Source organism: Achromobacter sp. 18P8.1.1, from assembly GCF_057799415.1.
On the sequence record NZ_JBYOKH010000046.1, the window covers coordinates 10872 to 23417 of the forward strand.

Sequence of the window (12546 nt, forward strand, 5' to 3'; positions counted from 1 at the left end):
CATGCCAGCCGTCGCACCTAATCCCGACGTCCATGTCCGCATTCCGGACTTGATGGCGTTGGAAGCGGCGGCCCGAGGCCTGCGTTTTTCCAGCCGGCAACCGATCAACAGCATCCTGGCGGGCCAGCACGGCTCGCGCCTGCGTGGACGCGGCCTGGATTTCGAGGAGTTGCGCCGCTATCTGCCGGGTGATGACCTGCGGCAGCTGGACTGGCGCGCCTCGCAGCGGCTGGGCAAGCCCTATGTGCGCACTTATAGCGAAGAGCGTGACCGGCCGGTGATGGTGCTGGTGGACCAGCGCATGGGCATGCACTTCGGTTCGGTTCGCAGCTTCAAATCGGTGGTGGCGGCACGACTGGCGGCCGTGTCGGCGTGGATGGCATTCCAGGCGGGCGACCGGGTGGGCGGCCTGGTGTTCAGCGATGATGGCATCGATCCGGTGCGCCCCTTGCGCAGCCGCGAACGCATCCAGGCCTTGTTCGCCGCCATCGTGCGGCGCAACGAATCCCTGCGCGCGGATGCGCCCGACGTGGATGCGACGGGCCGGTTGAACCAGGCCCTGGAAAACACACTGGCGCTGGCGCCGCATGACAACCTGATCTGCCTGATCAGCGACTTTGCGGGTGCCGACGACAAGACGCTGCGGCTGCTGCGTACGCTTGCTGCACACAATGATGTGATCGCCACGCTGGTGTATGACCCCTTGGCCGTGGACATGCCTTTGCGCGGGCGGCTGGTGGTCACGCAGGGCGCGTTGCAGGTGGAACTGGCGGCGGACCGTCAGCAGGTGCATCAGCCGCTGTCCGACTTTTTTACGGGGCGCTTGCGCGCCGTGGCCGAGCTGTTGCGCCGCAGCCATGTACCGCTGCTGTCCATCGATACGGCCAACGACACCTTGACGCAACTGCGCCGCGAACTGGGACGCGAATCCGGCGGCCCGGCAAGGAGGCGCGCATGAACGCCGACGCCTTGCCGTCCATCGACCAGTTGCAGCAGCTGCCGCTGCCCCCGCCCGTCAGCTACTGGCCCCAGACCTGGGGGTGGTTCGCGGTACTCGGCCTGGCGCTGCTGGTGGCGGCGGGGCTGGCTTGGTGGGGCATCCGCAAGCATCGGCGCAACCAGTACCGCCGCGAAGGCCTGCGTCAACTGGAACAATTGCGGCAGGCCGCGCAAGCCGATCCTTTGGCGGCGCGCGCATTGCCCGTTTTGCTCAAACGCGTCGGATTGTCGTCCGTGCCGGATGCCGAGCAGTCGCGGGTGGCGGCGCTGGCCGGGCCGGACTGGCTGGCCTTCATGTCAGGCAATGGCGGCGCATTCGCGCCGGACACGGAACCCTTGCTACGCGCGCTGGCGTATGGGCCTCCCGACACGGTGCGGGCGATTCCCGCGGCGCGGTTGCAAGCGCTGTTCGCCGCAAGCCGGCAATGGATGGAGCGGCACCATGTGGCGGCTTGAATATCCGTGGCTGCTGGCGCTCCTGCCGCTGGGCTGGCTGGCATGGCGGTATCTGCCGGCCTATGTGCAGCGGCGCGGCGCGCTGCGCATCCCGTTCTTCGAATCGGTGGCGCGTAGCGTGGGCCAGTCGCCGCAACGGCCCGGCGTGCGGCGCGACCGCTGGCAATTGGCGTTGAACGCATTGGTCTGGGCGCTGATCGTGGTGGCGCTGGCCCGGCCGGAACGGGTGGAGCCGCCGCTGGAGCACCGCGAGCCCGTGCGCGACCTGATGCTGGCGCTGGACATTTCGCAGTCCATGGAGACGCAGGACTTCGTGGACCCGTCGGGCAAACGGGTCGATCGGCTGACGGCGGTCAAGGCCGTGGTGGCGGATTTCATCGCCCGCCGCAAGGACGACCGGCTGGGCCTCATCGTGTTCGGCACGGCGGCCTATCCGCAGGCGCCCTTGACGCAGGATCACGCGACCTTGACCCTGCTGCTGGACCAAATAGCCACGGGCATGGCGGGGCCGAACACGGCCATCGGTGATGCCATCGGCGTGGCGATCAAGCAGCTGGAACATGCCGCCGAGCGCGACAAGGTGCTGATCCTGCTGACTGACGGCAACGACACGGGCAGCGCCGTTCCTCCCGACCGGGCGGCGGCGATGGCAGCCGGCCGCCATATCGTCGTCCATACGATCGGCATCGGCGATCCCAAGGCCGAAGGCGAAGAAAAGGTCGACTTCAATGCCTTGCGCGGCATCGCGCAGGCGACGGGCGGACGCTTCTTCCAGGCGCAGGACCAGGCGTCGTTGCAACAGGTGTACGCCACGCTGGACCAGATCACGCCGCACGAAGTCCGCGAACTGCGGCATCAGCCCCGGCAGGACTTCTTCTGGATTCCGCTGGGCCTGGCCGTGCTGGCGCTGGCGGCGTGGCATCTGCTGGCGGCGTTGCGCGGGCGCTGGGCGGCGCACGCAGGCAAATCGGACCCCAGCTCCGAACCCGATCGGAAGGAGGGCGCATGGAGATCGACCTGAGCGCCTTCCATTTTCTAAGGCCCTGGTGGCTGTTGGCGCTGCCTGCGGCGATGCTTCTGCTGTGGCTGCGGCGCGCAGAGGGCGGCCGGCTGGGTTGGCGCAGCACCATTTCGCCTGCGTTGTTGCCGCACTTGATCGTGGACGCGCCGGGTAGCCGTGGGCCGCGCCCGATCCACGCCGTGGCGGCCTTGCTGATGCTGGCCGGCATCGCCGCCGCCGGTCCGACCTGGCAGCAGGATCGCCCGCCGTTCCTGGACAATCAGGCCCCGCTGATCGTGGCGGTGGACCTGTCGCCCTCGATGGATGCGACGGACGTGCCGCCCAGCCGGTTGGAAGCGGTCAAGCACAAATTGCATGACCTGCTGGCGCGGCGCGCGGGCGCCAAGACCAGCTTAATTGCCTATGCCGGATCAGCGCATCTGGTTCTGCCGCCGACCGACGATCCGGCGCTGGTGGATCTGTTCATCCAGTCGCTCTCGACCGCCCTGATCTCCGTGCCGGGCAAGGATGCGGCGGGCGCGTTGGGGCTTGCGGGGCAGGTGCTGAAGGCGGATCAGGCCGGCGGGACCGTGCTGCTGGTGACGGACGGCGCGGATGCCCGCCAACTGCCCCAAGTGGCGCAATTGGCCAAGGCTGCGGATTTTCAGGTGCTGGTGTGGGCGGCGGGCACGACGAACGGCGGCGTGCTGAAAGACGCCCGGGGCCAAGCCCGTGTCGACGCGCAGGGCAGACCCTTATTGGGCGTCTTCGACGCCGACGGGTTGAAGCAGTTGGCCCAGGCGGCCCGTGCGCCGCTGGGCAGCCTGACGTTGAACGACGATGATCTGGACTGGGTCGAACTGCACGCGCAACGCCATTTCCAGGAAGTGCAGGATCAGGGGCAGCCTGTGCATTGGAAGGATGCGGGCTATTGGTTGTGCTGGCCGCTGGCGGTACTGGCGCTGCTGGGCCTGCGGCGCGGTTGGAACGTCAACTGGATGGCGGGCCTGTTGCTGGCCTTCGGCGCGGGCGTCTACACCGCGGATACGCGCGCGGGCCCCGTGGCCGATGCGTTCTTCACGCCGGACCAGCAGGGCCGATGGGCGTACGAGCATCATGACTATGCCAAGGCGGCGGCCAAGTTCCAGGACCCGTACTGGAAGGGGCGCGCAGCCTATGACGCGGGCGACTACCGGATGGCGCTCGAGGCCTTCGCCCGGCTGAACACGCCCGAGGCAAGCTTCTATCTTGGCAACACGCAGGCCCGCCTGCGCAGCTACGACGCGGCGTTGGCCGCGTATGACCAGGCCCTGCGTCTGCGGGCAGACTTCCCGGAGGCCCGCGCGAACCGGGAATTGGTGGCCCGGCTGCAGGCGGCGATTCAGGCCGAGCAGCAGGACGACGACGCCGACAAGCCCGACGACGTGGCCTACGACAACAAGAAGGGCGACGGGAAGATGATGTCGAGGGAGGTGGCCCAGGCATCGTCCGACGCCGTCTGGCTGCGCAACTTGAGCTTGTCTCCGGCCGGCTTCCTGAAGCAGAAGTTCGCGATCGAGGATGCGCGGAAGGCGACGGGCGTACCGGCAGCGGGCATACCGGCGGCGGGAGGGCGTCCATGAATGCGTGGGCCTTCCTGTGGGGCGCGTTGTTGCTGCTGTCGGTGCTGCTGTCGCCGGTGGCGGGCACTGCGCACGCGCAATCCGCAGATCCCGCGCCCCAATTGCGGGCCGCCGCCAGCTTCACGGGCCAGGAACCCTTGACGGTCGGCGCTACCGCCACGCTGCAAGTCGACGTGCTGACGTCGACCTGGTTCACGCAACCGCCCGAGTTGCCGTCCCTGAACATACCGGGCGCGATGGTGACCGGCCCCACGGGCGACGCCACGCTGATCCGCGACAACGTGGGCGGGGTCGCCTACAGCGGGCTGCGTTTCTCGTACCAGGTCAGCCCCACGGCGGCGGGCGCCTTGCGCGTGCCGCCGTTGACGGTCCGCGCCCAGGTCGGCCAGGCAAGCGCGCCGCTGTCCACCAGCACGCAGGCACTGACCGTGCAGGCGGCCACGCCGCCTGGCATGGAGGCGTCGGGCCATGGCCTGGCCGCGTCCTCGGTGCAGGTGAGCCAGCAGGTCCAATTTTCGGCGCAGCCCCCGGCCGTGGGCGACCACATCCGCCGCACGATCACCGTGCAGGCCCAAGGCGCGCAAGCCATGCTGATTCCCCCGCCCGACAGCGCGCCGGTGCCAGGCCTGAAAGCCTATTCGTCGGAGCCAGAGCTGAGCCCATTGTCGGACAGCCGCGGCGGCTTCCTGGGCGGCCAGCGGGTGGACCGGATCGATTACGTGGTCGAGCGCGCAGGCGCGTTTGCATTGCCCGAGGTGGAGGTGCGCTGGTGGAACGTGACCACCAAGCGCGAAGAGCGCGCCGTGTTGCCGGCGCAGCCTTTTGACGCCCATGCTGGCGCTGCCTATCAAGCGCCGTTCTCGGTACAGCAGGATCTGCGTGACCTTGGCCGGCAGGTTCAAGTGCGGATTCCGGGAGGCTGGCTTGCGCTGGCGGCTGCGGCAGCCGCTGCGGGACTTGCCTGGTGGCTGGGGATGCCATGGTGCCGCCGGGCAGGGCGCTGGCTGCGTGCCACGATTCAGGCGACACGACGCCGCTGGCAGGCCTCCGAGGCCTGCGCCGCCGTGGCCGCACGCCGAGAACTGGCCCGTCCGGCAGGAAGGTTGGATGCGCTGTATCGCTGGTTGCGCGTCAGCCGGCACCGCACCACGGTTTCCGGCGCAACGGCAGACTTGCCCGCCGAGCTGCGCGCGGCGGGCGCCGACGCGTTGCGTGACTGCTATGGCCGCGCGCCGGATGCCGCCCGAGGATTGCAGACATTGCGCCGCGCGCTGCCCGCCTGGCGCCGAGGCTTTCGTGCGGCGGGACGGCGCGCCGATCCTTACCGCCTGGTGCCGCTGAACCCCCGCATGCCCGATCACAACCCAGGAGACCCTTCATGACCTTGTCCCTCCGCACCGTGCAACGCGGCTTGGCCGTGCTGGCGCTATGGTTCTTGACCGGCCTGGCCTACGCCCAGACGCCCTTGCCGTCCTGGAACGACGGCCCGTCGCGGCAGGCCATCCTGGAGTTCGTGGCGGCGGTCACGAAAGAGGGGGGCCAGGACTATGTGGCGCCCGTGGATCGCATCGCGGTGTTCGACAACGACGGCACGCTCTGGAGCGAGCAGCCGCTGTACTTCCAATTGATCTTCGCGTTGGACCAGGTGAAGGTCATGGCGCCCAAACACCCGGAGTGGGCGCAGGAGCAGCCGTTCAAGGCCGCGATCGAAGGCGACCATCAGGCGCTGGCCGCCGCTGGCACCGAAGGCCTGCTCAAGATTGTGGGCGTGACCCATACCAACATGACGACTCAGGACTTCTCAGAAGAGGTCAAGCAATGGGTCAAGACCGCGCGCCATCCGCGCTTCAAGCAGCCCTATACCAGCCTGATCTACGCACCGATGCGCGAGCTGCTGGACTATCTGCGCGGCAACGGCTTCAAGACCTACATCGTGTCGGGCGGCGAAGTGGAATTCATGCGCGCCTGGGCGCAAGACGTCTACGGCATTCCGCCCGAACAGGTGATCGGCACCACCTTCGTCACGGAATTCCAGATGCGCGACGGCAAGCCGGTGCTGATGCGCACGCCCAAGCTTGACTACAACGACGACGGCCCGGGCAAGCCCGTGTCCATCAATAAATTCATCGGCCGTCAGCCGATCTTCGCCTTCGGCAATTCGGACGGCGACCTGCAGATGCTGCAGTGGACGGCCGCAGGCTCGGGCAAGCGCTTTGCCGGCCTGGTGCACCACACGGATGCCAAGCGCGAATGGGCTTATGACCGCGAATCCAAGATCGGCAAGCTGGACAAGGCCTTGGACGAAGCGACAAACAAGGGTTGGGTGATTGTGGATATGAAAAAGGAGTGGAAGCGGATATACGCATTTGAAACACCAAACTGAGAGGCAGTGAGAACTACGCAGTGATTCGTTTACGTCGGGTTGTTGTCCCACAGGACAAGGAGAGGAAGCGATGAACGCAAGAAAACTGTTGAGCGCGGCGCTTTTCGCCGTGACGGGCTTGGCGGCCCTGGGCAGCGCGCATGCGCAAGCCCAGCCGCCGACCCAGGCCCCGCCGGCCAAATCGGGGCAGGCGGATACGTCGGGCAAGAAGCCGAACATCCTTGTGATCTTCGGCGACGATATCGGCCAGGCCAATATCAGCGCGTACGCGCATGGCGTGGTCGGCTACGAAACGCCGAACATCGACCGCATTGCCAAGGAAGGCATCATGTTCACGGACTATTACGCCGAGAACAGCTGCACGGCGGGCCGGTCGTCCTTTATCACCGGGCAGTCCCCGCTGCGCACCGGGTTGTCGAAGGTCGGTGCTCCGGGCGCGCCAGTCGGCCTGCAGAAGGGCGACATCACCATTGCCCAGGCACTGAAGGCGCAGGGCTACACCACCGCTCAGTTCGGCAAGAACCACCTGGGCGACAAGGACGAATACCTGCCCACGCAGCACGGGTTCGACGAATTCTTCGGCAACCTCTATCACCTGAACGCGGAAGAGGAACCGGACCGTCCGTACTGGCCCAAGGATCCCAACGATCCGTTCGTGAAGAACTTTTCGCCGCGCGGCGTCATCAAGGCCACGGCCGACGGCAAGGTGCAGGATACTGGCGCCCTGAATGCCAAGCGCATGGAAACCATCGACGATGAAACGGTGGGCGCCGCCATCGACTACATCGACAAGCATGGCAAGGCCGACAAGCCGTTCTTTGTGTGGATGAACACCACGCGCATGCACGTCTTCACGCACATCCGGCCCGAGCACCGGGGCAAGAGCGGGATGCCGGGCAACGACTACGCCGACGGCATGTGGGAGCATGACCAGGACGTGGGCAAGTTATTGAAAAAGCTGGACGATCTGGGCATTGCGGACAACACCATCGTGGTCTACACGACCGACAACGGCCCCAACGCGTTCAGCTGGCCGGACGCTGCCAACACGCCGTTCCGGAGCGAAAAGGACTCCAACTGGGAAGGCGCGTTCCGCGTGCCGGCCATGGTGCGTTGGCCGGGGCAGATCCCGGCGGGCCAGGTCAAGCGCGGCATCGTGTCGGGCATGGACTGGTTCCCCACGCTGCTTGCCGCAGCGGGCGACACCTCGGTCAAGGATCGCCTGCTGGACGGTTGGGCGCCGCAAGACGGCGGCACCAAGTTCAAGGTCCATCTGGACGGCTACAACCAGCTGCCGTATCTGACCGGCAAGCAGGACAAGAGCTCCCGCGACGAATTCTTCTACTTCAATGACGACGGTGTGCTGGTCGGCATGCGGTGGGGGGATTGGAAGGCCGTGTTCTGCGAACAACGGGCGCCCGGGAACCTGAACGTCTGGCAGGATCCGTTTGTCTGCCTGCGGCTGCCGAAGATCTTCAACCTGCGGATGGACCCCTATGAGCGGGCCGACATGTCCGATCAGTACAACGATTGGCTGGTCAAGAATGCCTATCTGACCGGTATCGCCACAATGAAGGCGACCGTGTTCCTGGAAACCTTCGTGAAGTACCCGCCCAGCCAGCGTCCGGCGAGCTTCAGCGTTGACCAGGTGCAAAAGCAGGTCGACAAGGCCATCGAGGCCCACTTCGAGGCGATGGAGAAGCAGAAGGCGAAGTAAGGGCAGTGGGCGCCGGATAGGCGCCTGCACCATCCGGGCGGCGCGCGGTGCGCCGCCCGGCGATACGCTAGAGGAACCGCGGCATGGGCATGGGGACGGCGGCAATGGAAGGGCTGGATACGCATCGGCAGCAAGGCGGCGCAGGGACATTGACCACGGTTCGCCCGGCGGCGCTGCTGTTCTTGTCCGGAGCGGCTGCGCTGGTGTTCCAGGTGTTGTGGATCAAGCAATTGTCCTTGGTGGTCGGCGTTGAAGTCACCGCCATCGCCGGCGCGGTCAGCGCTTTTTTCCTGGGGCTGGCGCTGGGCGGCTGGTTCCTGGGCCGGCTGGCCGACCGCCTTGCCCGGCCCGTCCGCTTTTATGCCTTGCTGGAGGCCGCGGTGGCGGTGTCCTGCCTGGCCGTGACGTGGGTGCTGGCGCATAGCGCCGCGCCGTTCGTCGCGGTGGAATCGGTCAGTGGCGTGGCCGCGTGGCTCATCATCGGCCTGTTTCTGGCCGTGCCTTCTTTCCTGATGGGCGGCACCTTGCCCGTCCTGCTACGTGCGGTCCATCGCCAGGACGCCGGGGCAAGCCGCCTCGGGGGCACGCTATACGCGGTCAACACCTGCGGCGCGATCCTGGGCGCCTTGCTGCCCGCGTTTTTCCTGATTCCCCGCTTTGGCGTGCAGGGCGCCGCACTTGCGGCTGCCTCGATGAACCTGCTGGCCGCGCTGGGCGCCTGGCTGCTGGATCGCAAGGCGGGTGGCGCCGTGGCGCCGCCTCAGACGTCGACGCAGTCGGCCCCCTTGTCCGGCGAGGCCCGGCTGGCCGTGGCGCTGTACGCCGTTGCTGGCGGCATCGCGTTGGGCTACGAAGTGGTCTGGTCGCAGATGATCGTGCCTTTCATGAGCACGCGGGCGTTCGCGTTCGCCATCGTGCTGGCCACGTACCTGGCCGGGCTGGCGTTGGGCGCCGCGCTGTATGCGCGGTTCAGCCATCGCGTGCGCAACCCCTGGCCCGTGTTCGGCGGCCTGATTGCAGGCGCGGGCCTCCTCGCCGTGCTGGAAGTCGCGGTGCTGGGCAAATGGCTGGTGGTCGCGCAGACCTACGCCGAAGCGGCTGTCTATCAATGGACCGGCAGCGGGTTTGCGGGCATGTGCGCCCGCTTCGCGGTAGCGGCGGCCAGCTTCGTGCTGGCGCCCACATTGCTGCTGGGTGCCGCGTTTCCCGCCGTGCTGCGCATTGCCGTGGGCGATCGGCGGGTGGGCCGCGAAGCCGGCGCCGTGCTGGCGTGCAACACGCTGGGCGGCATCGTCGGCACGGTGTTGACGGGTTTCCTGTTGTTGCCGACCCTGGGGCTGGTGCGCACCCTGGGCGTGCTGGCGACGATGGCCGCCCTGGTCGGGGCTGTCGCCGCATGGCGTGGCCGTTCGTCCGGCCCCGCCACGGCAGGCGTGGCGACCGGCCTGATCGGCATGGCGACTTTGGCGGTGGCGGTCTTGTTGCCCACGGACCAGTTCGCGCGCCTGCTGCCGGGCGCGAGCGGTGCGGGGCTGGTGTTCTATGAGGAAAGCCATGGCGGCACGGTCGCGGTGGTGGAACAGGCCAGCAAGGGCGCGCGCTTTCACCGGCTGTACATCCAGGGCGTGTCGAACTCGGGCGATGCCATGCCGTCGTTGCGCTACATGCGTTTGCAGGCGCTGCTGCCGCTGATCGTTCATAACGGCGAGCCCAAGTCGGCCCTGGTGGTGGGCTACGGCACCGGTATCACGGCGGGTGCGTTGTCTCAATACCCGGGCCTGGACAAGCGTGCCGTGGCCGAATTGCTGCCTGCCGTGCTGCGCGCCGCACCGCGCTTTCAGGGCACCTTCCAGGCCGCCTCCGATCCCGGCCTGGACAAGCGGCTGCGCGACGGGCGCCGCGCGCTGCAGGCCAGCGCTGAACAATGGGACCTGATCACGCTGGAGCCGCCGCCGCCGTCCGCAACGGGCGTCGTCAACCTGTATTCGCGCGACTTCTATCAACTGGCTGCCCGCCGATTGGCGCCGCAAGGCATCGTGGCGCAGTGGCTGCCGCTGCCCACACAGAACGAGGACGACACGCGGGCGCTCGTCGCCAGCTTCATCCAGGTCTTTCCCCATGCTTCCTTGTGGACCAGTGAACTGCATGAAATGCTGCTGGTCGGGTCCATGCAGCCGCTGGAGCTGGACGCGGCGCGCATCCAGGCGCGATTTGACCAGCCCAACACGGCGGCAGCGCTGAAATCCGTGGGTGTGCCGTCCGCGGCGGCCTTGCTGGCCACGTGGGTGACCGACCGCGACGGGCTGGCCCGGTTCGCCGGTGATACACCCGCCGTCACCGACGACCGGCCCGGCATCGAATACGCAACTTGGGTCCGGCCGCGCGAGCTGAATCGCGTCCTGCCGGCCTTGCTTGCCGAGCGTACGGCGCCGCCGCTGCCGGGGGCCACGGCAGACCTCCAGGCCGATATCGAACTGGAGCGCGCGCGGCTGGATACCTTCTATCGTGCTGCGCTGGCTGCCTACGCCGGCGACCGCGAAACCTGGGGCAGGGAAATCAACCGCCTGGCCCGCAACGACGGCGACAACGCGTACTACCGGTGGTTCATGGGGTCGGCGCAGTAAGGGTCAACTGCAGACGCGCCGCCACGGCGCCACGCCGCGCGGCGGGCAATAGCCCGCGCATGGGGTGGCGATCGACACGCCGCTCTGGCACCGCAGTTCCGGCGCCTTGTCACCATACGGCACGGTGCCCTGGCAGTCGCAACTGGCCAATCCCGCGCCCGACGGCAACTTCTTGATGAGGGGCGCGGGCGCCGCAGCAGACGCCGTGGCATCTTCGTTGCCATCGTCGCTGTCGACGACCGCCCGCACTTTTGCCGCCGGCATGTTGCACGCCTTGGCGATGGCTTTCACCGATTTTCCTTCGTCCGACATCGCCAGTATTTTCTTGTCGCTGCACGCGGCATGGGCGGGGGAGGGCAACGCGCTGAACAATGCGATCAGCATGATGGCGGGAATCACTGCCCGATACAGGGTCATTGCGTCTCCAGCGTCTTGATGCGATGGTGGGGAATACGCCGTTCGCCTGATGGCGCGGGCTTTTGCGGCCTAGCGTAGTGCGCCGATTTCCGCAGTGTCAATGCGACACGCTTAAATAATCCGGCCGACGGCGGATTAGTTTTCACCGTCGCGCCGGATGTGCCCCAACGGCCCGGTAAGCCTGCACGGAGCAGAAATTACCAGGCGCTGCTGCTTATCCCGCCAAGGACGGATGCGCGGCAATGGCGGCTTCGGCGCGGGCTCTTGCGGCTTGCAGTGCAGCCTCGCCCCGCGCGGTGCCTTCCACTGAAAAGAACGACACGCTGTGCAGGCCGATGGTGCCCAGAACGTGTTTCAGATAGGGCGTCAGGAAATCGGGCTGGCGGGCTGCGCCGCCTGAGAATTCGCCGCCGGAGGAAATGGCCACATACACCGGCCGGTCGGGCAGGTTGCCGATCTTGCCCTCGGCCGTGATGCGGAAGGTGCTGCGCACGCGCACCACATGGTCGATCCAGACCTTCAACGACGACGGCACGGTGAAATTGTGCACCGGCGTGGCGATGACGATATGCGTCGCGGCCTGCAGAGCCTGGATCAATTGCGCCGACTGCCGCAGCGCGCCGCGTCCCAGCACGTCGTCTGCCGGGTCGGCGGGCGCGCTCAACGCGGCGGCATAGTCCTGGTCCACAGGGGGCAGGGCGGTGGCGTCGATTTCGACGACTGCGGGCGCTTCGGGTCCGGCGGCGGCGATCAGGCGGTCGATGATGCGTTGCGACAGGCGGTGGCTTTCGGCGCTGCGGCCGCGCGGGCTGCAGGTGATGTGAAGAATGCTCATGCGGCAGGGGTGTCCAGAAGCTTGCTGAAACGGATGGCGCTGGTCAACAGGCCTTGGCGGAAGTAGAAGCGCTGGGCCAGCGCGTTGGACAAGCCCGTATCCAGCACGAACTTGGCGCAACCCGCGTCGCGGGCCATGCCGTCCAGCGCCTGCAGCAAGCGGGCGCCCCAGCGGCCGCCGCGCCGCGTGCTGTCCACGACCAGGTCATCTACGTACATGAAGCGGCCGTAGATCAGGTTCTCTTGATAGCGGTAACCCGCCAACGCCACGACCTGGCCGGCATCCACCGCCGCCAGCAGCCGGTAGCTGTCGCCGCGCATGCGGGTGATGCGGGCAACGAAGTCGTCGGCATCGGCAAGATGGGGCCGCAGTTCGCGCATCAGGGGCAGGCAGGCGCGCAGTGCTTCGTCGGTATCGATGTGTTGTAGAGCAGAGTCTGTCATGGGGATTTCACGCGGGGTTCAGGGAGGACAAGGCATCATCGTAGAAAGAC

Annotated in this window: 11 protein-coding genes; 8 read left to right on the forward strand and 3 right to left on the reverse strand. The window is 67.2% G+C overall.

From position 1 onward, the window contains the following. The first annotated feature begins 1 nt into the window (after position 1). The 8 genes from AC27VE_RS23730 (at position 2) to AC27VE_RS23765 (ending at position 10801) form a co-directional block, all read left to right on the forward strand. Positions 2-958 carry a DUF58 domain-containing protein gene (locus AC27VE_RS23730; protein ID WP_088587397.1) on the forward strand — a complete coding sequence of 319 codons (957 nt, stop codon included), beginning with the start codon at positions 2-4 and terminating at the stop codon, positions 956-958. Then, positions 955-1455, forward strand: coding sequence for a DUF4381 domain-containing protein (locus AC27VE_RS23735; protein ID WP_488705151.1), 501 nt, complete (start codon positions 955-957; stop codon positions 1453-1455). The genes AC27VE_RS23730 and AC27VE_RS23735 overlap by 4 nt, the downstream gene beginning before the upstream one ends. Further along, positions 1442-2476 (forward strand): vWA domain-containing protein, encoded by a 1035-nt coding sequence (locus AC27VE_RS23740; protein WP_488705152.1) that lies wholly within the window; start codon positions 1442-1444, stop codon positions 2474-2476. Before AC27VE_RS23735 ends, AC27VE_RS23740 begins: the two co-directional genes overlap by 14 nt. Next, positions 2461-4077, forward strand: coding sequence for a vWA domain-containing protein (locus tag AC27VE_RS23745; RefSeq protein ID WP_488705153.1), 1617 nt, complete (start codon positions 2461-2463; stop codon positions 4075-4077). The genes AC27VE_RS23740 and AC27VE_RS23745 overlap by 16 nt, the downstream gene beginning before the upstream one ends. After that, the gene (locus tag AC27VE_RS23750) at positions 4074-5459 is read left to right on the forward strand and encodes a BatD family protein (protein ID WP_488705154.1); all 1386 of its coding nucleotides are present in this window, start codon (positions 4074-4076) and stop codon (positions 5457-5459) included. Before AC27VE_RS23745 ends, AC27VE_RS23750 begins: the two co-directional genes overlap by 4 nt. Continuing rightward, entirely contained in the window at positions 5456-6460 is a 1005-nt protein-coding gene (locus tag AC27VE_RS23755; RefSeq protein ID WP_488705155.1) for an HAD family hydrolase, read from the forward strand. The genes AC27VE_RS23750 and AC27VE_RS23755 overlap by 4 nt, the downstream gene beginning before the upstream one ends. A gap of 70 nt (positions 6461-6530) precedes the next feature. Then, positions 6531-8177, forward strand: a complete 1647-nt coding sequence (locus AC27VE_RS23760) for an arylsulfatase (RefSeq protein ID WP_088587403.1) — start codon at positions 6531-6533, stop codon at positions 8175-8177. Positions 8178-8260: 83 nt separating this feature from the next. Further along, a complete protein-coding gene (locus AC27VE_RS23765) occupies positions 8261-10801 on the forward strand; it encodes a spermidine synthase (RefSeq protein WP_488705156.1) in 2541 nt (846 codons plus the stop codon). 3 nt (positions 10802-10804) lie between these two features. Here the strand turns inward: AC27VE_RS23765 and AC27VE_RS23770 are convergent, their stop codons facing one another. From AC27VE_RS23770 to AC27VE_RS23780, 3 genes are all read right to left on the reverse strand, one after another. Continuing rightward, positions 10805-11218, reverse strand: a complete 414-nt coding sequence (locus AC27VE_RS23770; protein WP_488705157.1) for a hypothetical protein — start codon at positions 11216-11218, stop codon at positions 10805-10807. Positions 11219-11432: 214 nt separating this feature from the next. Beyond that, complete coding sequence (locus tag AC27VE_RS23775; RefSeq protein WP_488705158.1) at positions 11433-12053, reverse strand: FMN-dependent NADH-azoreductase; 621 nt, start codon at positions 12051-12053, stop codon at positions 11433-11435. Then, positions 12050-12496, reverse strand: coding sequence for a GNAT family N-acetyltransferase (locus AC27VE_RS23780; RefSeq protein WP_427938470.1), 447 nt, complete (start codon positions 12494-12496; stop codon positions 12050-12052). The genes AC27VE_RS23775 and AC27VE_RS23780 overlap by 4 nt, the downstream gene beginning before the upstream one ends. Between the last annotated feature and the right edge of the window lie 50 nt (positions 12497-12546).

Excerpts from the sequence above, each read along its gene's own strand:
- AC27VE_RS23765 (WP_488705156.1), top strand. The coding sequence starts at position 8,261 with ATGGGCATGGGGACGGCGGCAATGGAAGGGCTGGATACGCATCGGCAG.
- AC27VE_RS23745 (WP_488705153.1), top strand. The coding sequence starts at position 2,461 with ATGGAGATCGACCTGAGCGCCTTCCATTTTCTAAGGCCCTGGTGGCTG.
- AC27VE_RS23780 (WP_427938470.1), bottom strand. The coding sequence starts at position 12,496 with ATGACAGACTCTGCTCTACAACACATCGATACCGACGAAGCACTGCGC.
- AC27VE_RS23775 (WP_488705158.1), bottom strand. The coding sequence starts at position 12,053 with ATGAGCATTCTTCACATCACCTGCAGCCCGCGCGGCCGCAGCGCCGAA.
- AC27VE_RS23770 (WP_488705157.1), bottom strand. The coding sequence starts at position 11,218 with ATGACCCTGTATCGGGCAGTGATTCCCGCCATCATGCTGATCGCATTG.
- AC27VE_RS23730 (WP_088587397.1), top strand. The coding sequence starts at position 2 with ATGCCAGCCGTCGCACCTAATCCCGACGTCCATGTCCGCATTCCGGAC.
- AC27VE_RS23760 (WP_088587403.1), top strand. The coding sequence starts at position 6,531 with ATGAACGCAAGAAAACTGTTGAGCGCGGCGCTTTTCGCCGTGACGGGC.
- AC27VE_RS23750 (WP_488705154.1), top strand. The coding sequence starts at position 4,074 with ATGAATGCGTGGGCCTTCCTGTGGGGCGCGTTGTTGCTGCTGTCGGTG.
- AC27VE_RS23740 (WP_488705152.1), top strand. The coding sequence starts at position 1,442 with ATGTGGCGGCTTGAATATCCGTGGCTGCTGGCGCTCCTGCCGCTGGGC.
- AC27VE_RS23735 (WP_488705151.1), top strand. The coding sequence starts at position 955 with ATGAACGCCGACGCCTTGCCGTCCATCGACCAGTTGCAGCAGCTGCCG.
- AC27VE_RS23755 (WP_488705155.1), top strand. The coding sequence starts at position 5,456 with ATGACCTTGTCCCTCCGCACCGTGCAACGCGGCTTGGCCGTGCTGGCG.